Genomic DNA, 20,283 nt, shown 5'->3' on the forward strand with positions numbered 1-20,283 from the left:
CACCTAGGCTCTGTACTATGATGGGTATCTATTCATTCATAGTTACTGAGTATACTGAGCCAAGCGGTGTAGAAAACAGCACAAAAATGTTATGCAACCGTGAGTAAAGCGAGCGATGATATAAATAACAGACATAAAAAAAGCCCCAAACATTGCTGTTCGGGGCTTTTTAGAATCTATTAACGAATGGTGGCTCGAGGCAGGATCGAACTGCCGACACACGGATTTTCAATCCGTTGCTCTACCGACTGAGCTATCGAGCCGTCTTCGTTGAGGCGCTATTAAACTAAATATAGGCTCGGCTGTCAAGTGATTTTTGCGTTATATCTCATAAAAGTCGATAAATAATCAAATATTGGCGAAATAAACCCTATTTACTCGATATTTAGTCTTTTACGCGCAGGAGTTCGTACTCGCTCATGATTCGGTGAATATCAGCATCCGCAGGGACAAATTCACGCACGCCTTTTTTGACCTCGGCATCATAGACCAGTTTAATAAATTTGGCATCGATGGCGCGTTTACGGTTCTCTGGATGTACCGTCAGATATTGCAAACGCTTGGCATCGGTCTGCCCATCATCAAAACAGGCTACCGCAGCGATAGGCTTATCATTGAACATACCAACATAGAGGTATTGCCCGCGTTTGAATCCTTGCGCCACTATGCTTAACACCTCAGCACCATCAGGCTGCGCATCATCACTATCGTACAATGCCTGCAAGCGTTCTGCTAGCTCATTATCGCGAGCAGGTTTTTTGATAAGTGGCGCATCCAAGCTATTAATGGCGATCGCTTCTAAAGGCATAGCAGTTCCTATAAACAGAGGGTTTTTATAGTATAAAGTCAGTATGACACCGCACTATGTCATAGAGAGTAGTGCCATAAAGGTGAGACTGTCAACGTTCGCGCCAGTCATGATTGATAATACTGAACACACTATTTTAGCAGAATGACGTAAATTTGTGCGCGGTTTAGCGCTTGGTCGTGGCAGTAAATGTTAGGGTTTGCTATGATGAGGCTAAATCATATGTGATACACATCAACCCTAATATATTGATATCTTTTGTATATATCACTTTTTCATACATTTTTTGCTGACGCTGATGGCAGCGCTAGCCTCAATGTAACAGACAGCAATGGGCGATGTTTTACCCTATTTATAATTGACCGCTTTTCACTGATAAAAAACCGATAGAGAATAGCCATGACAGCCAATGCAACTGAGCAAAATCAAGCAACAAACCTAAATTTATATGGTCGCCCTGAGCGCATCGCGACCGTTGAGCGTATCACTGCCGAAACGCAAATCACTTGTACCATCAACCTCGATGGTACAGGCACAGGCGTGGTAGACACGGGCGTACCGTTTTTGGATCATATGATTGATCAGATCAAGCGTCATGGTTTATTTGACTTAGATATCAAATGCGTCGGCGACACTTTTATCGATGATCATCATAGTGTCGAGGATACCGGTATTACTTTGGGCCAAGCGTTTAACAAAGCTTTGGGCGATAAAAAAGGTATCCGCCGTTACGGACATTTTTATGCGCCGCTTGATGAGTCGTTGACGCGCGCGGTCGTCGATCTATCAGGGCGTCCAGGCTTGCACATGGATATTCCGTTTACGCGCTCGCATGTCGGCACCTTCGATGTCGATCTGTTTAGCGAATTCTTTTACGGCTTCGTCAATCATTCATGGATGACCGTACATTTGGATAACCTCAAAGGCAAAAACAGCCATCACCAAATCGAATCTACCTTTAAAGCCTTTGCTCGCGCCCTGCGTATGGCGTGTGAATATGATGAGCGAGCGCTAAATACCTTACCGTCGACCAAAGAGGCATTTTAAGGATAGTGCGGTGCTGCTACGGTCACAGCCGCGCTTATTGCACGGCTTGTACAGTTGGCGCTTTTGCTCGTCGCAGGATTTTATCTGTACCTCATCCGCTGTTATCAAATATAATAAAAACGATTCAAAAACGAGAACCAATCAATGACCAAAATTGCACTATTAGATTATGGCATGGGTAACTTGCACTCGGTTAGCAAGGCACTCACCAATGTCGGCGCGGAGGTATCCATCACTAACGACCCCAAAGTCGTGGCTGCCGCTGATAAAATCGTCTTCCCTGGCGTTGGCGCGATGCGTGATTGTATCGCTGGTATGCATGAGGCAGGCATTGATGACGTGGTACGCGATGCAGTGTTTAACAAACCCGTGATGGCCATCTGTGTGGGGATGCAAGCGTTATTTGAGCAATCGGCTGAAAATGGTGGTACAGATTGCCTTGGCATCTTAAACGGTACGGTAGAAGCGTTTGACCCTACGTGGAAAGACAAACAAGGCGCAACGATAAAAGTACCACATATGGGCTGGAATACGATTAGTGGTATGAATTTTGACCATCCGCTTTGGCACGGTATCGAGGACAACGCGCACTTTTACTTTGTGCACAGTTACTACTGCGCGCCTAACGATAACTCTCAAGTCGCCGCTATCTGTGATTATGGCCAGCCGTTTTGTGCCAGTATCATCAAAGACAACCTATTTGCCACTCAGTTCCATCCTGAGAAGAGCCATACCGCTGGCTTGCAACTGCTAAAGAATTTTGTCGAGTGGAATGTGTAGATAGGCAGTAAACGTAAATTGCACATTTGCTTCAGAATAGGGTAGATTATCGCTTGTATAATCTACCTTTTTTATTCTCCACTATTGTCATTCTTAACTATCAATTTTTAGTTATTATTGTTTAGTGATACGCTCAATCATTTTCTGCTCGCTTATATTTGGAATACTCTAGTGGACTTTAACACCTTTAAAATAAACGTTGTTGAAACAACTGGCCTTGCCAAAGATGCGTTACACATTTACATCGGCGTCGGCGTCTATCTGCTCAGCATGTTTATCTTACGCCCTATCATTAAGAATCAGACTATCAGAGCCTTTTTAGCACTATTAGTCGTCATTAGCGTAGCACTGCTAGGTGAATATTTCGACAATCGTCACATCATCGTGCCAAAAGGCCTTCTGGCTCTAAAAGGTACAGATATTAAAGCAAGTATTCATGATCTCATTAATACCTGCCTGCTGCCTTTCGTGCTGTTTGCTTTAAATAAGTGGACAAGGATTTTTCAAGCGAGCAGCTCACCAAGTAAGCTACTAAAGAAAACCCGTTAAAACAGTTTTTCAATCCTGCTTTACAAAGCTTACGAAACATAAAAATTCTCATCTATTTAATGCTGTCTTCATTTGTTACCTTAGATTGATCATTTCTAGCTACTTAATAAATAGCTACTCAATAAATATAAATCATAAAAAAGGAAGCCACTATGAATATGCAAGATCTATTAGATAAAGCCAAAGACACCTTAGACAACGCCAACAATACGCTAGGCTTAGAGCCGCAAGAAACTGAAGCAGGCATTTATATTCCCTCAACATCATCGCTAAAGATAGCTGCGCCGAATAAAACCAACTACGATCATACTAATTATGATAATCCATATACGGGCGATAAGAAAATCATGATGGTCTGTACCGAAGAGCAGTATATGACTATGGAGAACGGCAATAGATTTGATACCGGTAATCATCCGGTGGAGATGATGGTGCCGTTATTACATTTTAAAAAAGCAGGCTTCGACGTGGATGTGTTTACGCCAACAGGCGAGTCGGTCAAGGTCGAGCAGTGGGCGATGCCAGAGGACGATGACGACGTCAAAAAAATCTATAGCGAGTACGAGTCCAAGCTTAACAATCCTAATAGTATCGCTGACTTCGTCAAAAACGATATGGCAGACAGCACTGAATACGCGGCGAGCTTTATTCCCGGTGGTCATGGCGCGATGCTCGGCTTGCCGGAAGATAAAAACCTTGGCGCATTGCTACGCTGGGGTCATAAAAAGGACCTCTTTACTTTGGCAATTTGTCATGGACCAGCTGCTCTACTAGCAGCTAATTTAGAAAGTCCTGATAGCTCTAAGCAAGACGATAACGCTAATAAAAACTTTATTTTCAAAGGCTATAAGATGGTAGCCTTCCCGACGGTTATGGATAAGCAAATGCCAAAAATTGGCTATCTGCCTGGTACGATGCCATGGTACTTTGGTAAAAAGTTAGAAGATTTAGGCGTTACTATTGATAATAAACTGGTCTCAGGACAAACGCATCAAGATAGAAAGCTTATCTCAGGCGATGGGCCACTCGCGGCAAATGACTTTGGTAAAATGAGTGCTAAAGCTTTACTAAAAGAGTTTGGTTAGATCGTTTTCATAAAGTCATTATATAAAAAAACGGACTATTTATTAGTCCGTTTTTTACATTCAAAAAGAGATGGTTTTACTTAGCTTCATCATAAAGCTCACGCACCACTTCACCAATCACATGGATGTCATCAGTCAGAGTTTGTATAACCCTGTTAACACCTAGCTACCACCTTTTTAAACTTATGTTTTGAACAAATGGACAACGGTTTTCAGTCGAAGAAACAAAAATATAGACTTATTTTCAGTAGTTGTGTATATTTTACGTAAAATTTAACTTTTCTAAACTTATGATAATTCGTAAAAATATTACCCAAGGATGAGTATGAAAATTAGCAAGCTAATTTTAGAAAACTTTAAAGCTTTTGCAGAGACAATTGTTTTTGATACTAATAAGCCGGTCGTATGCTTAGTTGGAGAGAATAACACAGGTAAAACTACAGTTTTTAAGGCGATAGATTTTTTAAGGTCTGGTGTTTCAAAAGATAAAACTATTGATGATTACAAAAAAGGTAGCGGAGTGCAGAGAGCATTCGCACTAGCTGTAATGAAAGTATATGCTGATTTTTTAATTAAACATCCAAGCAATTCAGATTTGAAAAAACCTTTATTCTTCTTTATTGATGAACCTGAGATTTCTCTTCACCCTAGAGCTCAAAAAACTTTAATTGAATCTATAATCACAATTTCAAGGCACCAACAGGTTTTTATTACTACTCATTCCCCTTTTCTTTTAAAACATTTTGCTAGTGATGATATCTGCACGTACATGACTAAGAAGGTTAATCAATCAGCCCATGCAATCGCGGTTGAAACAATGAGAACTTTTTCTTTTTCGCCTACATTAGCCGAAATAAACTATTTTACTTACGAAATATGCTCAACTGATTTTCATAATGAACTTTATGGATATATCTCTTCTATCACTAATAAAAATAACTCTAAAAAACTAGATAGCTGGTTACATGAAGAGCACAGTGTAGAAAAAAGTAAAAGCTGGATAAGAGATAATGGCAATGGCAATACTAGTACGAATCTTCTTACTCTTATGTCTTATATAAGGCACAGTATTCACCATCCAGAGAATACGTACAATCAACCTTATACAGAAGAAGAAATCCACGAATCTACTAAGAAAATGATAGATATAATCAAAAGTGATAAATTTGAAGTTTTTTTAACTAATTAGTCTTAGAATACATTAGCAGTGTCTTGCAATTCATAAATATATTTTGAAGGTTTATTACTAGGCTTAATAAAATGTAGTAGTGATAATTCATTATTACCTTTTACTTTCAAAACATGTTTTTTAGAACGGACTACTCACCATCATACAGCTTTCGCACCACCTCACCAATCACCGCAATGCCTTTGGCCAACGTGTCCTCATCCGCCGCGATACTCATGCGAATACACTCATGCGCGTGTTGATAGTCACTGACATCCACACCGGGGAAGAAGTATTCACTCGGTACGATAAGCGTCCCTTTTTCTTTCAAAGTCTCATACAGCTCAGAGGTACTAATCGGTAAATCCTTAAACCACAGCCACAAGAATATTGCGCCCTCGGGTTTATGAATTACTAGCGGGTAATCGCCCAATTCTTTTTTAAGTAAGGTAACTGCGGTCTTCGCTTGCTGCTGATAAAAAGGCTTAATCCCATTATCAGATAACTGCTTGATACGGTCGTTTTCGACCAGTGGCGTGGCAATCGCTGCTCCAAAACGTGTCGGCGCTAGATTGACCACGGCATTCATCGCGCTGACCGCCTCAATCACTTTAGCATCAGCGACGATAATACCGGTACGCATACCGGGCAAGCCAATCTTCGACAGGCTAAAACACAGAATCGTATTGTTATCCCAGTTCAAATTGACATCAGAGTAGATGATATTGGGGAAGGGCATACCGTAGGCGTTATCAATAATCAGCGGAATGTCATAACGCTTAGCAATCTCGGACAAATGCGCCATTTCGTTATCGGTCAGCACGTTGCCCGTCGGGTTGGTCGGGCGTGAGCAGCAAATCGCCCCGATACGACCTTCCTTTAACGCGGGCAAGTTCTCCAACGCGTCAAAATCCACGCGATATTTAAAGAAGCCTGCTTCGCCATCATGCGTCACTTCATCGATATGCGGCAATACGGCAGTGAAATGCTGACCTTCGACATGCACATCGCTATAGCCGATATACTCAGGGGTCAATGGCAGTAGAATGGATTTGTCGACAGATTCGTTCTGCTCATCAGTGAAAGCACCGCCAAACAGATTAAACAGATAGAAAAACGCATTTTGTGAGCCATTGGTCAGAGCGATGTTGTCTGCCGTGAGATTCCAATCATAATGACGGTTAAAAAAGCCAACCAACGCATCGATAAAGCCAGCATCCCCTTGCGGATTGGAGTAGTTCGCCATGCTGATAATCGCGCTACTGTTGGGCACGTCTGCATCGTTGTCAACGCCCAGCGCCTTATAGGTCTCCAAAAACAACTCATTGACGGCATCAATTTTGGCAGGGTTACCACCGCCCAGCATGTTGACTGGCTGATCGCTTTTGAGCGCGTCGCCCAGATCATCCATCAATTGTGAGATGCCGGTGGGTTGGGTAAATTTTTGACCGAACTTTGAGAATTTCATAAGGCTACCATGCTGTTTGGGAGGGTGTTATAAGTGGGTGTTTAACCGATAAAGTGGGGCTAGTATAGCAAATGAGGGCTATAAAATAAGCAAAGTGCGGGGCAGATATTGACTTATATTTCTATACAGATTGTGAAGCAAAAAAAACGCCTTCTATGGGAGTAGAAGGCGTTTTGGGTTTGTGAGGCTAAGAAAATTTCTAGTAAGGGTGTTTAGAAAAGAAGTAAATAACTACTCACTAAATTCTATTTATTAAGTAAGGTGCTAGTTTAATATTAATTGTTCCGAAGCAAGAAAAAAGAACTACTTATTTAAAATAGTAGTATCTTCCAAAGCTTCTCGTTATTCAAGAATATTCTAAATCAGCAAAAGCAAGATCTTTAACTACATTAGGCATATATCCTGTGAGAGCTGGTTGGTTATCTAAGCCTAATAAGTTATAGATTTGGCCTCCTATGCCAGGAACAACTTCACCTTCCTTATTTTTTCTATCGTCTATAGCAAAACAAATAAACTCAAATTTACTAGAAATTTCCTTTGGAAAAGCGTCCTTTAATTTTTGTTCAGATTTTTCATGAGCTACAGGTGAAAGAATATATATTTTATTAATCTTATTAATTTTGTCTAACATCTCAATAAGGTTAGTACGAACCACACAGCTACCTGACATAACAGATTTAACGATTATAACATTATCTATATCTTCATAGTTTGGTTCAATAAAGCTATGAAGAATTGGTGCTACGCTAGTTTGGCTAGGTAACTGGTAATGATGATTCCAAAATACAGCGAGCTTAGTATTTACCTTATTGCTTTTCAATGTAGCTGATACGCCATACTGAAGATAATCAGCATCTTCGGCAGTTGAAACTACAATAGCCTCAGTACTTTTCTGTTTTATAAAATCAGGTAAAATAGCTTCAGCTAGGAGTCTACCTAACTCTTTCATAGCTGACTGATATAATTTAGGCACATCTGAGCTTTTCAAAAGACAGTTAAGTTGCTTTTGTGCTTCAGGTGTAGCAATAGAGGTGTAAATTCTACTCATTTTATCTCTCCCATATTGGAGGACTCTAGAGATTTCATAATATTATAACCAGTAACCGACAGCATCAAGCTCACTAATTTTTGGATATTTGTAGTGCTCTTCATTACGGATTCAGGAACTTCTCTTAGAAACTGTACACTACATGTTACCTTCATTCCGTTTACATCAAGGATCAACTTGTCATAGTTTAAACTATACACAACACAATGTGAATATTTTGTCAATATTTGTTGTACCCAATTAGGAATTTGAGCAGTATGGGTACGAAATTTTATGAAAGGATTTGGGTTCGCATCAGACTCTGCTTGCTTGAAAATATCTTCAATAGTTTTATGCTTTCCAGCCTGCAAAACGCCATTTATTAAGATAGCAGCATAATCACACTCAGAACTAGAAGGACGTTCGATAAGTTTGGCAATATATTGATACAAGTCAGTATTGCGAACTAGGTCATATATGTTTGGGTAAAACTCAAAGTATTCACAAGTATCATTATTCTTTAAATCAATAGGGATTTTCTCTTGGTTCTCTGAGGCATGTTTTTTGCTCGAAACTAATAAGCAGTTCTCCGTGGTGTCAACCTTAAAAAGATTAGCATCAATACTTCTTTGTTTTCGGAAACGATTGCTAATCTCATCTGTCCATTTAGCCGCATCTCCAGACGAATTTTTAGCTTGAAAATTGTACTTTGTGCTTACCTCATAGTCAATATGACAAATATCATCTACAAAACCAATGACTTGAGAATCAACGATTTGATTAGCACAACTATGAGGGTACTTATTAGCTATTTCAAAAGTTTTATAAAGCAAGAATTGGTTTTCGTAGTCTCTGCCTTTTTGATTGTTATTTCCGCCTTTACTGATGTTTTTTAGATTCTTAGAGCTTTCTTGGCCGAAGTTCTTGTGCACAAAATCTATAACTTCCTCTTTACTCGGTATATCCATAAAAACCCTGTTCGCTAGAAATATTTTGGTATGTCAATATATATGATGGCTATTCTACTAGCAAGTGTTGAGTAACATAGGGTCGGTCTATTTGTCTAGGTATTGATATTAAAGATTGAATTATAAAAGACTTAGAGTTTTCACTAAATCATTGCCCGTACCCGAGCCATAATCCCACGCCCAATCACCAAGCGTACATAAATAATAGCAATACCTAGCAGTAAGGCAAGCAGCAATCCGCCACCAATAGCCAGATTCGCCCACGGCACGCTAAAGCGCAGATTAAACCACTGCGTGATAGCCGCCCAAGCGCCAACGCTAGCGATAACGACGGCAAAGGTTGCCGCGCTAATACCAAGCACACCCAACTCTAAAATATTGAGCATATACAGATCGCGCTTTTGCATACCGAGCAGTCTAAATGACGCGCTGTCCTTCATACGATCTTGCGAGGTAGACAGCAGCGAGCTGATCAGCACCATGACGCCAGTGAGTAGGGCAAGCAAAGTAAACACATAGACCAAGCGGCTCATTTGTACCACCAGCTCTTGAATTTGCTTGGCAATAGCCGTGCCATCGATGGTCGTGACCGCAGGGAACTGGCGTACCAGTTTGCCTTGTAGCTCTGGAATGGTATCTTCTGATACGTGCGCGGTAGCAAACTGAATCTGCGGGGCAGCGGACAGCACCGACGGCTCAAACAAGAAGTAAAAATACGGACTTGGGCCACGCTCATAGCGCGTGCGAATACTGGTGATCTGCCCGACGATTTCGATACCTTGAATGTTAAAGCGCACCTGATCGCCCATGCCGACATTGAGCATACTGGCGGCAGTGTCCAAGATAGATAGGGGTTTGATTTGTTCATTTGTCGCATCGATAGGCGTATATAGCGCATCGTCTGTGAGCGATTCAGTGATGTACTCAGTATCCATCACCGTATCGGCGTAGCTTAAGTTAAACACCCGCGTGGGATCATCAAAGCCATCCTCAGGCTCGATATCTTTTGCCGGTACATCGTTCGCCGTCTCTACACGCGCACGAATGACCGGATAATAAGTGACAGGCGCCTCAATGATCGCATCAATATCGTCATGTTGATCGCTTTGCACATCGAGCAAAAACAGATTGGGCGCGTCTTCAGGATAGGCATTGATAAACTGCGCATTGATACTGTGATTGAGTGTGGTGATGAGCGTCAGCACCGCAACCGATAGCGATAAAGTGACAAAGAATAATGCGGACTGATTGCCCTTGCGCGCCAGATTATGAATGGCGATACGCTGCATCCAACTGACCTTGGCATTGCTCGCTAGCTTATTAAGCAACCACAGCCACCCACGCGCCAATAGCCAAAATATCGCCACAAAGCCGATCAAGCCGCCCAATAATTGCGCGCCTAATGACAGCGAGCCCACTTCATAAGCAAAGAAGGCATACAGCCCTGTCATCACCAAGCCATACCACAGTAATGGCACGCGTCGATACCAAGGCAAGTTTTGCGACTGCGTACTTGCCCCTTGATTGAGTAGGGTCGCGGGTTTGGTGGTGTTAAGCGCGCTTAAACCACGCTGCGCTATCAGCAACGTGAGGGCTAAGGCAATCACAATGGTCTTAATCGCGCTAATTGGATTGATAGATAGACCCACGTCAGCAGGTAAGATAGCCACGAGATACGGCTGACCAATTTTAAGCAAACCCAGACTAAGTACAATCGCGGCAATACAAGCAATGGCGGTGGTGACGATAAGCAATTGATAATAGCTACGTTTGAGTGAACCAAGCGGCTCGCCTAACGCCAAACGAATGGCATTATTGGACTGCTGCTTACTAACGAACGCGCTAATGACGCCGTACATGGCGACCGCAGAGAGTAGCAACACTGCGATGACAAGTAACTTTAAAAACATCAATACATTATCAGAGATACGTGAGACCGAAGTATCTGCTGACTCGGCATCAGAGAGCTCGATATCAGGATAGCTGGTCAGTATGCCTGTGAGCTTTTTGCGCTGCGTGCTTATCAGTTCAGGATCACCTGCTATCTCGATACGGTAATTGATGCGGCTGCGCTGACCGAGTAGATTGGTGGCCTCTAACGCATCTTGTTTCATCAAGACCCGCCCACCAAAACCAAAGGCGGTCAAAGGTCTGTCAGGCTCTTTGGTCAGCACATCACTGATCGTAAACTGCGCATCGCCAATATCGATATGGTCGCCGACACTAGCATTTAGGCTACTGAGCACTTCTGGGGCGACGACGATATTGTCAGCGGTTAGTTGCTCCCACAGCGGCTTTCCTGAGGCAAGCTCAGCGGTACCGTACAAAGGGTAAGACGGTGTGACGGCTTTGACGCTGGCAAGTAAAGTTTGCTCATCGGTGACGAGCATGGCGCTAAACTGATAGTCATACACGGTCTGCGTATCGGGGATGGTTTCTACTTGCGCCAATACCTCGCTTGGCCAGTCTTGCTTACTGTTTAAGATCAAATCCCCACCAACGAGTGCGCGCTGATTGTCATTGATATAACGATCGACAGACTGCTGCACAGAGTCGAGGGTCAGGTAGGTTGCAAGTGACAAGGTCAATGTGAGTAGAAACAACACTGGATACACCCAGCGCTGCCACCAGCTACGGCTGAGTGCTTGCGAGCCTAGTGTTTTGGTGAAAAGTTGATTGAGGATACCGCTAGAATAACTGGTCTCTTGACGCATACTGGTATCAGTCTTTTTTATATCAGTCGATGTGTTGTCTGTCAGCTTTTCATTCATGTCGGTACAATCCGGCCGTCATGCATGGTGATGACGCGATCTGCCATCTCGGCAAGCGCAGGATCGTGAGTCACGACTACCAGTGCCGAGCCAACTTGCTGGCGTAGATTTAATAGCAGCTGCATGACTTGATCGGCATTTTGCTCATCGAGGTTCCCTGTCGGCTCATCGGCAAAGACAATCTTTGGATGCGATACTAGCGCTCGTGCCACCGCCGTACGCTGCTGCTCACCACCTGATAACTGATTGGGTAAGCTATGACGGCGATGACCCAAATCAACCGCATCGATCAGCTCGTTGACTCGTGCTGGGTTTGGACGTCTGGCAATATCAAGAGGAAAGGCGATATTTTCAGCGACAGTTAGGGTCGGCAGTAGATGAAATGACTGAAAGACAAAACCCATGTCCTGTTGACGAATAACCGCAAGTGAGTCTTCATCCAAGCTGCTGAGCGTTTGATCTGCCAGCGATACCGTACCACTATCAGGATAATCTAGTGCTGCGAGTAAGCCCAGCAAGGTCGATTTACCCGAGCCTGATTTGCCCATAATGACCACAAACTCGCCAGCATTGACATAAATATCTACGTCCTTAATGATAGACAATTTTTGCTCACCGACTTGCACAGTTTTGTTTAACTGGGAGGCGGTGAGTAGGGCAGATTTTTCAGTATCTACTGGCGGTATTGATGGGGCAGTCGAAGGTGATGTCATTACAGTATCTCGTTAAGTGGACTCGTTTGTCGTATTTTTGGTTGTGTCGGCCTGAGAGGTTTCGGCTGCTGTGACTTCTTGTAGCGTGGGCTCTAAGATAGGTAAGATATTGTCATTGACGATGATTGTGTAGCCTTCTTTGGTTGGGTGAATGGCATCTGCTTGGTTGAGCTCAGCCTCACCGCCGACACCCTCCAAAAAGAATGGTATCAGAGGGACGCTCATGTCTTTAGCGACGCGAGGATAGATATCTGAGAATGCGGCAACGTAGTCATCGCCCAAGTTATCATAGATCGACATCCCGCCCAAAATGACGACACTGCCATTGTCTTGCAAACGTTTAACAGCTGTCCGAATATTGGCTTCAATCGTCGCCACATCGATACCGCGTATCGCATCGTTAGCCCCAATGGTCAAAATCGTCACATCAGGTTTGGTCTGTAGTACCCAGTCTAAGCGATTGACGAGTCCCGTACTGGTTTCACCGCTCAGTCCGGAGTTGACCACCTCAGTATTCTTATAACCCATTGCTTGCAGACGATCTTCTAACTGCGCAGGGTAGTTATCATCTTTATCCACCCCAAGACCCTCTGTCAATGAATCACCTAGGGCCAAAATAGTGATTGGGGCGTCGTTGACTTGCATATCGGTGGGTGCATCAGCATTGGCGTCTACGGACGTTGTATTGGCTTGGTTGTCTGTCGTTTCAGTATCTGAGCGTTGGGTGTCAGTCGGTTGATTCGGTGTGGTCGGCTCAGTCTCTTTTTGACAACCACTGATCGCCATGACAGCAGCGAGCATGGCGATGGCAGGCAGGCGCTGAGCGAGCCGAGAAGGGGTATTTAGCATGGGTGTTATGTCCTATAAGCAATCAAGCTGATGTAGAGTCAGCTCAAGATTTAAATCATCTTGCACTGACTATAGCAAAATAAGACAGCCACCAATATTGCCCTAAGGTTAATTTCAAGACAGCTTTATTGCGCGTTAGAAATCAAGGACTTATAGACAGCAGTATGTAGAGATTTTGATAAGCTAATATCAAATATATTTGCCATCGACCATCACTGGACGACTGACGAGCCAAGCAATCACAACGTTTGCAATCATCAGTATCAGAATAATAAAAAGCGGCAGACTCCAGCTATCAGTCGCTTCATGGAGCCAGCCTGTGCCAAGCGGACCAAAAAAGGCAATCAAATAACCGACGGCCTGTGCCATACCAGACAGCTCACTTGATTGATTGGTAGTATAGGTACGCAGGGAAAACAGCATCATACTCAAGGTAAAAATCGCTGAGCAACCAATCCCCATCATGGCTGACCATAGCCACGCCAACTCAGTAGATAGATAGCTGATACCTAATACGCCAATGACATTGAGCACAGCGGCAAACACGGCGAGTGCTTGAATAGGACGACCACGATTAATCAGCCATGTCAGACTCAAAATAGAGATGGGTGCCATAAACTGAAACACAGAACCCATTTGGCCAGCGCTCACGGCAGATAGCCCTTTACTAACCAAAATAGAAGGCAAAAAACTGGCAACGGTATAAAACAGTAATGATTGTAGCCCCATAAAGACAGCAATTTGCCAAGCAAACGTCGTTCGCCAAATAGAGATATCAGAGGCATCTTTATCTGTAGATATGACGGGTTGGTGGTTGGATGAGCCCAAACGCACACGCAAAAATAACCAAATCAATAACGCAAAAATACCTAAAACCGTCCATCCACCCAACGCCCATTGCCAGCCTACTTGCTCAGACAAAGGGAGGACGATGCCTGAGACTATCCCAGCGGTCACCGTCATTGTTAAACTAAACAAACCCGTAATCAGCGGAATATGTTGCGGAGTACGTTGCTTGATGACAGGCGCGGCCAGTGTATTGGCAAAGCCAATGGCTAGGGTAAGTAACAACGTCCCCATCAAAAACCCAGTCCACGTCGGGATAACGGTACGCAGAATCATGCCAGTGGTTAATAGCGCGATCATGGCAATCAGCGTATTTTCAAGTCCGAAGCGCTTGCCAATGGCTGGCGAGATCAGCGCACCAAGGGCAAAACCCAGCATCGGCACAGCGCCCAACCAGCCAATCTGTATCTCCGAGATATTGAGTGCTTCTTTCACCACTGGCGCGATAGCGCCCAGCGCAACGATAGGGGCACGCATATTGGTCGCTAGCAAAATCATGGCGCATAGCACTAACCAAAAGGTGAAACGTGATGAAGGCAGATTGGATGAGGTAGACATAACAGCACAACGATAACAGGGAAAAGGACACGTTATAAAACAGCACCGAAAAATCGTCGCTTGTAAAACAACACCAAAGATCATTTACTCAGACACGTACCCAAACGGTAATCAATAACGTCAATCAGAACTAAAAATTTGCAGAGGGCAAAACAGATATGTTTGCTAGCCAGTTTTTTAAATAGAAAATATCTAGATAGAGAGTGTCTAAATAGGCATAATAAGAGATGGCGACATGAAAATAACGCCAAGTCACTTTGAATGACTTGACGCTATTATACGAACAGATGTTAGGTAAATACTACCCGCGTATGGTAACCAATGAGTTTTTACACAGATTTGCCGAGTTGGGCAGCTCTTAACGCGTTTTCTTGTTGTTCTGCCATCAATGAGTCGCACTTGTTGGGATCATCGCCACAAAATGAGCACTGCTCATCCCCCATCAATTTGGCAACACCACCACAAGAGCCTTTGAGCGGCTTTTTTTTGACCATATAACCGATGCCCATAAAAACGAAAAATAGGATAAACACTGTAAAGGTAATGGCAAGCATAGGAAGCAATTGGCTAAGCATAGAGGAAACCTCATTGTCAAAAGTGGGGCGGTTGCTGTTAATGATAATGATGTACTTTTAATGGCAACTAACTAATAGTATAGCAAATTTTGGTGTTGCTCGTTGCGCGTTATCGTATTCTCTTGTTTCAATGCCAAAAACTTACTAGGGCTTTTTGTCAGCGCGTAATGCTTGCATTGCTGGTGTCTGAACCACTTGCCAGTCATCGATATTATCATCAGACACGTTATCAGAAATATTACTCTCAGACCCGTCTGTTTTTATATCGTCAGCCAATACTACAAACATAGCAGCCAAGTTTTGAGCTTTAGCGACATCTAGTGCTTTATGATAGGGCATCGCTGTCAGCGCTGTCGCCCATGCATCAGCTAATGCAACTGAATCAGCCGCGACAGTGACGGAGGGCGCACCGCCCGCGATGGGTTTGCCAGTGGTCGGATCGATGGTATGGCTATAGCGTTTGCCATCAAATATGACGGAGTTGCGATAGTTTCCTGAGGTTGCCAGATGCATTTGGCTAGCCGTATTTTTTGGTTGGCGGATGGCAGAGATTGTTTGACGCTCGCTGACAGTGCTGCCTTCAATAGGGGCGTCAATCGCAATTTGCCATGGCTGCTGTTGGTTGTTAACGCCAGATGTCGAAATTTCACCGCCAATCTCAACCATATAATTACGAATTTGATAATCCTCTCTCAGCACATCGGCGATGACATCAACCCCATACCCTTTGGCAACGGCAGAAAAATCAAGCTCGACGCCGTCTTTAGTTTTGGATACCGTTTGATCTTTTTTTATAATACTCTCAAAGTCTACCAGTGCTTTTGCTTGGGCAATCTCGAGCGCTGTAGGCGGACTTTGTAGACGCTCGACTGTCATGGTGCTGCCAAAACCCCAGGTCTCGACAAGCGGCATCACCGTAGGATCGAATGCGCCGCCAGACTGCTCGTAGACAATCTTTGACACATCCAGCACCCGACTAAAATCAGCGTCGATGGCAATCGGTGTGCCTTTGCCCAGCTGATTGAATTTGGTTATGGTTGAGTCGCTCTGATAGGTCGACATGCTGTCATTAATCTGTTTCAAGCGTTCATCGATTGACGCTTGTATGGCAGCTTCATCTGCATTATCAGGGAGTTGATAACTGATATGGTAGCTTGTCCCCATCGTTTCACCAGTCAGATAGTTATAATCTGGTGTTTGCTGGCAGGCGCTGAGACTCACCATACTAGCGAGACCCGCGATGCCAAGCAAAGAAGCATTTATGGGTTTTGAGGAGGCGGAGCAGTATCGGGTATTTTTCATAGGATCTTCGGTATAACGCAGAAATGAGTTGGGGTATAAAATAGGTCAGGCCTATTTTACACCCCTTGACCCTACAAATACCAATGATGGCAATGTTCGGTGACAATCTACTGCATACCAAGCCACTGCATACTAATCTACTGCATACCAAGCTATTTTACTTGCGACTCACGTATGAGCTTATAAAGTTTGGGCGGTGAGACACGATTGACCCGTGTGGCCAGCTTTTCTTTACTGCCAGCGACCACGATATATTCTTCACCTTTTGAGAGTGCCTTCACCACTTGCTTTGCAAAATCAGTTGCCGTGAGACCGTTACTGGTTGCTTCATCCATGGTGCCCTGAACGCTGCCATCACCTGTCAAGGCATTGATAGAGATGTTGGTCTGAATAAATCCTGGGAATATCGTCGCAACCTCTATACCTTTGTCATGCAACTCTGCCCGTAAACTGTTTGCCCACATATGCAATGCGGCTTTGGCTGCGCCATAAGCACCGCGATATTGTGTCCCTAGTAATCCTGCCACACTCGATACCATGACGATTTTGCCGCCACCTTGTGCGATCATATCAGGCAGTATCAGTCTGGTTAGTCGCGTCTGAGCAAAGTAATCTACCTCCATAATCTGACGCTCGACGTCTTCGTCAGTTTCCATGATGAGTGAGCGCTGGCTAATACCGGCGTTATTGATGAGCCAATCAATGTTTCCAGCCTGAGCTTTGGCATTGTCATAGGCGGCTTTTGCTTGAGCAGCGTCACTGATATCAAACGGAATGACAATATGCCTATTCGCACGCTTACAGCTTTTTTTGACGGATTCTAGTTTTTGGTTATCACGGCCACTGAGAATAATTCTAGCACCACGCTTGGCAAAGGCAATCGCCAATGCTTGCCCAATACCACTAGAAGCACCCGTGATCCAAATGGTCAGATCTTTGTATTTGGTTTTCATAAGCGTCCTTTCTTAATATTTAGAGCGTTCATGATATAGGATAGCAATGCTGATCTACCAGTTAGATTTGTAGTTTCAACAACCACAATGATTGCTAAAAATCACACAAAAAAAGAGCCTCAATTGAGACTCTTTTTATATATTATATACACTTTTAAGTTTATCTGGCGGGGTTATTTAACCACCGAAATCATCAAGCATGATATTTTCGTCTTCTACGCCCAAGCTGTGTAGCATATCGATCACAGCAGCGTTCATCATCGGTGGCCCACACATGTAGTATTCACAGTCTTCTGGGTTTGGATGATCTTTCAGATAGTTTTCGAGCAACACGTTATGGATAAAGCCTGTTGGACCTTCCCAGTTATCTTCTGGTAATGGGTCAGACAGAGCCACATGCCATTCAAAATTGTCAAACTCTTCTTCTAGCTGATCGTAATCTTCAACATAGAACATTTCACGGATCGAGCGAGCACCATACCAGAAACTGATCTTACGATCGGTTTTCAAGCGCTTGAGCTGATCAAAGATATGCGAGCGCATGGGAGCCATACCAGCACCACCACCGACAAAGATCATTTCAGCTTCAGTCTTCTTGGCAAAGAATTCACCATAAGGACCTGAAACCGTCACTTTGTCGCCAGGGACCAGACTAAACACCCATGAAGACATTTTGCCCGGTGGAATGCCGTCAGGACCACGTGGCGGTGGACTTGCGATACGGATGTTGAATTTGATGATGCCTTTTTCTTCAGGGTAGTTGGCCATTGAGTAAGCACGGATAACGGGCTCATCAACTTTCGAGACATAGTTGAAGATACCGAATTTTTCCCAGTCTTCTCTATATTCTTCGTCAATCACAAAGTCTTTATAATGCACTTCATGCGGTGGCGCTTCAAGCTGCACATAACCACCAGCGCGGAAGTTGACTTCTTCGCCTTCTGGGATTTTTAGCACCAGCTCTTTAATGAAAGTCGCAACGTTATCGTTTGAGATAACCTCACATTCCCATTTTTGTACATCAAAGAATTCAGGATCAATCTCAATTTTCATGTCTTGCTTAACAGCTACCTGACAAGCCAAGCGCATGTGATTGCGGATCTCGCCTTGAGTAAAATAGCCTTCTTCGGTGGGCAAAATAGAACCGCCACCTTCAATAACGCGGCAACGACACTGCGCACAGGTACCACCGCCACCACACGCTGAAGACAAAAAGATGCCTTCGCCCGCTAGCGTTTGCAGTAGTTTACCGCCTGCTGGTGTCACCACGTCATTATCGGGATTATCATTAATATGGATAGTGACATCGCCTGAACTGACCAGTCTTGAGCGCGCCGCCAAAATAATAGCGACGAGGCCCATGATGATCAAGGTAAACATAGCAACGCCACCAATCGCCGTAGCGTAATCCATGGTAGGTATCCTTAATCTATGGGGTAGGGGTGCGAAGACATTTTTTATGCTGTGTCCGAACCCTTACCGAATAAATGAATTAAATAGATCAAATAGCTAATAGAAGCTTTGAGCTTAGTAGTTTAGATGGACATACCACCGAACGACATAAAGCCGAGCGACATAAGACCAACCGTGAGAAAGGTAATACCAAGACCGCGCAATGGCGCTGGAATGTCTGAGTATTTGAGCTTTTCACGAATACCTGCCAATGCAGTAATAGCAAGTGCCCAACCGAAGCCTGCGCCCACACCATAGACGACAGATTCACCAAAGTTATAATCACGCTCGACCATAAATAGTACACCACCCAAGATGGCACAGTTTACGGTGATTAGTGGTAAGAATACCCCAAGCGCGTTGTATAAACTTGGTACAAACTTGTCCAAGAACATCTCTAGAATCTGTACGGTGGCTGCAATCAAACCGATGTAACTAAGCAACCCTAAGAAGCTCAAGTTGATATCAGGGAAGCCTGCCCAAGCCAATGCACCATCTTTTAGGATGAACTGGAATAGCAAGTTGTTTAGCGGAACGGTGATGGCCATCACGACAATCACAGCAACCCCTAGACCAATCGCTGTCGAGACTTTTTTGGATACGGCCAAAAAAGTACACATGCCTAAGAAGTAGGCAAGTGCCATGTTCTCGATAAAGACTGAGGTTATAAATAAACTAATATAATGTCCCATTAGTGACCGCCTCCATGTGCCATGCCTTTAGACTGCGGCTTCATTACAAACTCAGCTTCTTCCACTTGTTCTGGTTTCCAGGTACGGACGATTGCGATAAACAAAGCAATAATGAAGAACGCTGATGGTGGCAATAGCAACAGACCGTTTGGTATATACCAACCGCCATCAGTAACTGGCTGTAGGATAGTGATACCAAACCAAGTTCCTGCGCCTAACAGCTCACGAATGGTGGCAACGAATAGCAAGACTGCCGAGTAACCAAGACCGTTACCAATACCATCTAAAAAGCTTGGGACTGGTGGGTTACTCATGGCAAATGCTTCAGCACGGCCCATAACGATACAGTTGGTGATAATCAAACCAACGAAGACCGACAGACCTTTACTCACATCATAAGCGACCGCTTTTAGTACCTGATCTACCAAGATAACCAATGAAGCAATAATGGTCATCTGTACGATGATACGAATGCTCGATGGAATCTGCTTACGAATAATAGAGATAAAGAAGCTTGAAAATGCCGTCACCAAGGTGAGTGCCACACACATGACCATGGCATTGGCCATACTCGTTGTGACTGCCAGTGCCGAACAGATACCAAGAATCTGTAGACCAATGGGATTATTGTCAAAAATAGGCGTGGTTAAAATACTTTTAGTGTCAGCCATT

Annotated in this window: 19 protein-coding genes and 1 tRNA gene; 5 read left to right on the top strand and 15 right to left on the bottom strand. The window is 43.9% G+C overall.

Features of this window, described 5'->3' with window-relative positions:
* Window positions 1-187: 187 nt before the first annotated feature.
* Window positions 188-263, bottom strand: a tRNA-Phe gene (locus tag HL061_RS08655).
* 122 nt (window positions 264-385) lie between these two features.
* The gene (locus HL061_RS08660; protein WP_071002690.1) at window positions 386-808 is read right to left on the bottom strand and encodes a hypothetical protein; all 423 of its coding nucleotides are present in this window, start codon (window positions 806-808) and stop codon (window positions 386-388) included.
* 399 nt (window positions 809-1,207) lie between these two features.
* Between HL061_RS08660 and hisB the strand changes: the two genes are divergently transcribed.
* The 5 genes from hisB to HL061_RS08685 all read left to right on the top strand — a co-directional run bounded on the left by hisB (window position 1,208) and on the right by HL061_RS08685 (window position 5,458).
* On the top strand, window positions 1,208-1,855 hold the full coding sequence (gene hisB, locus HL061_RS08665; protein WP_071002691.1) for an imidazoleglycerol-phosphate dehydratase HisB: 648 nt from the start codon (window positions 1,208-1,210) through the stop codon (window positions 1,853-1,855).
* A 144-nt stretch (window positions 1,856-1,999) separates the two neighbouring features.
* Window positions 2,000-2,635 (top strand): imidazole glycerol phosphate synthase subunit HisH, encoded by a 636-nt coding sequence (gene hisH, locus HL061_RS08670; RefSeq protein ID WP_071002692.1) that lies wholly within the window; start codon window positions 2,000-2,002, stop codon window positions 2,633-2,635.
* Window positions 2,636-2,806: 171 nt separating this feature from the next.
* Window positions 2,807-3,184: a hypothetical protein gene (locus HL061_RS08675; protein WP_071002693.1), complete on the top strand. Its 378-nt coding sequence runs from the start codon at window positions 2,807-2,809 to the stop codon at window positions 3,182-3,184.
* Between the two features lie 152 nt (window positions 3,185-3,336).
* Window positions 3,337-4,269 (top strand): DJ-1/PfpI family protein, encoded by a 933-nt coding sequence (locus HL061_RS08680; RefSeq protein WP_083328906.1) that lies wholly within the window; start codon window positions 3,337-3,339, stop codon window positions 4,267-4,269.
* A 325-nt stretch (window positions 4,270-4,594) separates the two neighbouring features.
* Complete coding sequence (locus tag HL061_RS08685; RefSeq protein ID WP_071002694.1) at window positions 4,595-5,458, top strand: AAA family ATPase; 864 nt, start codon at window positions 4,595-4,597, stop codon at window positions 5,456-5,458.
* Between the two features lie 130 nt (window positions 5,459-5,588).
* Here the strand turns inward: HL061_RS08685 and HL061_RS08690 are convergent, their stop codons facing one another.
* The 13 genes from HL061_RS08690 to HL061_RS08750 form a co-directional block, all read right to left on the bottom strand.
* Window positions 5,589-6,905, bottom strand: coding sequence for a valine--pyruvate transaminase (locus HL061_RS08690; protein WP_186475361.1), 1,317 nt, complete (start codon window positions 6,903-6,905; stop codon window positions 5,589-5,591).
* Window positions 6,906-7,251: 346 nt separating this feature from the next.
* Window positions 7,252-7,953: a hypothetical protein gene (locus tag HL061_RS08695; protein WP_071002696.1), complete on the bottom strand. Its 702-nt coding sequence runs from the start codon at window positions 7,951-7,953 to the stop codon at window positions 7,252-7,254.
* Window positions 7,950-8,900, bottom strand: a complete 951-nt coding sequence (locus HL061_RS08700) for a hypothetical protein (RefSeq protein WP_083328908.1) — start codon at window positions 8,898-8,900, stop codon at window positions 7,950-7,952. Before HL061_RS08700 ends, HL061_RS08695 begins: the two co-directional genes overlap by 4 nt.
* 143 nt (window positions 8,901-9,043) lie before the next feature.
* Window positions 9,044-11,671, bottom strand: a complete 2,628-nt coding sequence (locus HL061_RS08705) for an FtsX-like permease family protein (protein WP_252962730.1) — start codon at window positions 11,669-11,671, stop codon at window positions 9,044-9,046.
* Complete coding sequence (locus HL061_RS08710; RefSeq protein ID WP_240365648.1) at window positions 11,668-12,384, bottom strand: ABC transporter ATP-binding protein; 717 nt, start codon at window positions 12,382-12,384, stop codon at window positions 11,668-11,670. The genes HL061_RS08705 and HL061_RS08710 overlap by 4 nt, the downstream gene beginning before the upstream one ends.
* Window positions 12,385-12,396: 12 nt before the next feature.
* On the bottom strand, window positions 12,397-13,233 hold the full coding sequence (locus tag HL061_RS08715) for an arylesterase (RefSeq protein ID WP_240365647.1): 837 nt from the start codon (window positions 13,231-13,233) through the stop codon (window positions 12,397-12,399).
* Between the two features lie 189 nt (window positions 13,234-13,422).
* Window positions 13,423-14,637: an MFS transporter gene (locus HL061_RS08720; RefSeq protein ID WP_240365646.1), complete on the bottom strand. Its 1,215-nt coding sequence runs from the start codon at window positions 14,635-14,637 to the stop codon at window positions 13,423-13,425.
* 329 nt (window positions 14,638-14,966) lie between these two features.
* Entirely contained in the window at window positions 14,967-15,212 is a 246-nt protein-coding gene (gene nqrM, locus HL061_RS08725; RefSeq protein ID WP_058025258.1) for a (Na+)-NQR maturation NqrM, read from the bottom strand.
* 144 nt (window positions 15,213-15,356) lie between these two features.
* Window positions 15,357-16,514 (bottom strand): FAD:protein FMN transferase, encoded by a 1,158-nt coding sequence (locus tag HL061_RS08730; protein ID WP_252962731.1) that lies wholly within the window; start codon window positions 16,512-16,514, stop codon window positions 15,357-15,359.
* 152 nt (window positions 16,515-16,666) lie between these two features.
* Window positions 16,667-17,467 carry an SDR family NAD(P)-dependent oxidoreductase gene (locus HL061_RS08735; protein WP_240365643.1) on the bottom strand — a complete coding sequence of 267 codons (801 nt, stop codon included), beginning with the start codon at window positions 17,465-17,467 and terminating at the stop codon, window positions 16,667-16,669.
* 177 nt (window positions 17,468-17,644) lie between these two features.
* A complete protein-coding gene (gene nqrF / locus HL061_RS08740; RefSeq protein WP_071002702.1) occupies window positions 17,645-18,880 on the bottom strand; it encodes an NADH:ubiquinone reductase (Na(+)-transporting) subunit F in 1,236 nt (411 codons plus the stop codon).
* Window positions 18,881-19,002: 122 nt separating this feature from the next.
* A complete protein-coding gene (gene nqrE / locus HL061_RS08745; protein WP_058025262.1) occupies window positions 19,003-19,611 on the bottom strand; it encodes an NADH:ubiquinone reductase (Na(+)-transporting) subunit E in 609 nt (202 codons plus the stop codon).
* Entirely contained in the window at window positions 19,611-20,282 is a 672-nt protein-coding gene (locus HL061_RS08750) for an NADH:ubiquinone reductase (Na(+)-transporting) subunit D (protein WP_071002703.1), read from the bottom strand. Before HL061_RS08750 ends, nqrE begins: the two co-directional genes overlap by 1 nt.
* Window position 20,283 lies beyond the last annotated feature (1 nt).

This window comes from Psychrobacter sp. PSP, assembly GCF_024085615.1.
Taxonomy (GTDB): Bacteria; Pseudomonadota; Gammaproteobacteria; order Pseudomonadales; family Moraxellaceae; genus Psychrobacter; species Psychrobacter pacificensis.

Excerpts from the sequence above, each read along its gene's own strand:
- HL061_RS08730 (WP_252962731.1), bottom strand. The coding sequence starts at position 16,514 with ATGAAAAATACCCGATACTGCTCCGCCTCCTCAAAACCCATAAATGCT.
- hisB (WP_071002691.1), top strand. The coding sequence starts at position 1,208 with ATGACAGCCAATGCAACTGAGCAAAATCAAGCAACAAACCTAAATTTA.
- HL061_RS08685 (WP_071002694.1), top strand. The coding sequence starts at position 4,595 with ATGAAAATTAGCAAGCTAATTTTAGAAAACTTTAAAGCTTTTGCAGAG.
- HL061_RS08720 (WP_240365646.1), bottom strand. The coding sequence starts at position 14,637 with ATGTCTACCTCATCCAATCTGCCTTCATCACGTTTCACCTTTTGGTTA.
- nqrM (WP_058025258.1), bottom strand. The coding sequence starts at position 15,212 with ATGCTTAGCCAATTGCTTCCTATGCTTGCCATTACCTTTACAGTGTTT.
- hisH (WP_071002692.1), top strand. The coding sequence starts at position 2,000 with ATGACCAAAATTGCACTATTAGATTATGGCATGGGTAACTTGCACTCG.
- nqrE (WP_058025262.1), bottom strand. The coding sequence starts at position 19,611 with ATGGGACATTATATTAGTTTATTTATAACCTCAGTCTTTATCGAGAAC.
- HL061_RS08690 (WP_186475361.1), bottom strand. The coding sequence starts at position 6,905 with ATGAAATTCTCAAAGTTCGGTCAAAAATTTACCCAACCCACCGGCATC.
- HL061_RS08715 (WP_240365647.1), bottom strand. The coding sequence starts at position 13,233 with ATGCTAAATACCCCTTCTCGGCTCGCTCAGCGCCTGCCTGCCATCGCC.
- nqrF (WP_071002702.1), bottom strand. The coding sequence starts at position 18,880 with ATGGATTACGCTACGGCGATTGGTGGCGTTGCTATGTTTACCTTGATC.
- HL061_RS08680 (WP_083328906.1), top strand. The coding sequence starts at position 3,337 with ATGAATATGCAAGATCTATTAGATAAAGCCAAAGACACCTTAGACAAC.
- HL061_RS08695 (WP_071002696.1), bottom strand. The coding sequence starts at position 7,953 with ATGAGTAGAATTTACACCTCTATTGCTACACCTGAAGCACAAAAGCAA.
- HL061_RS08735 (WP_240365643.1), bottom strand. The coding sequence starts at position 17,467 with ATGAAAACCAAATACAAAGATCTGACCATTTGGATCACGGGTGCTTCT.
- HL061_RS08710 (WP_240365648.1), bottom strand. The coding sequence starts at position 12,384 with ATGACATCACCTTCGACTGCCCCATCAATACCGCCAGTAGATACTGAA.
- HL061_RS08750 (WP_071002703.1), bottom strand. The coding sequence starts at position 20,282 with ATGGCTGACACTAAAAGTATTTTAACCACGCCTATTTTTGACAATAAT.
- HL061_RS08660 (WP_071002690.1), bottom strand. The coding sequence starts at position 808 with ATGCCTTTAGAAGCGATCGCCATTAATAGCTTGGATGCGCCACTTATC.
- HL061_RS08705 (WP_252962730.1), bottom strand. The coding sequence starts at position 11,671 with ATGAATGAAAAGCTGACAGACAACACATCGACTGATATAAAAAAGACT.
- HL061_RS08700 (WP_083328908.1), bottom strand. The coding sequence starts at position 8,900 with ATGGATATACCGAGTAAAGAGGAAGTTATAGATTTTGTGCACAAGAAC.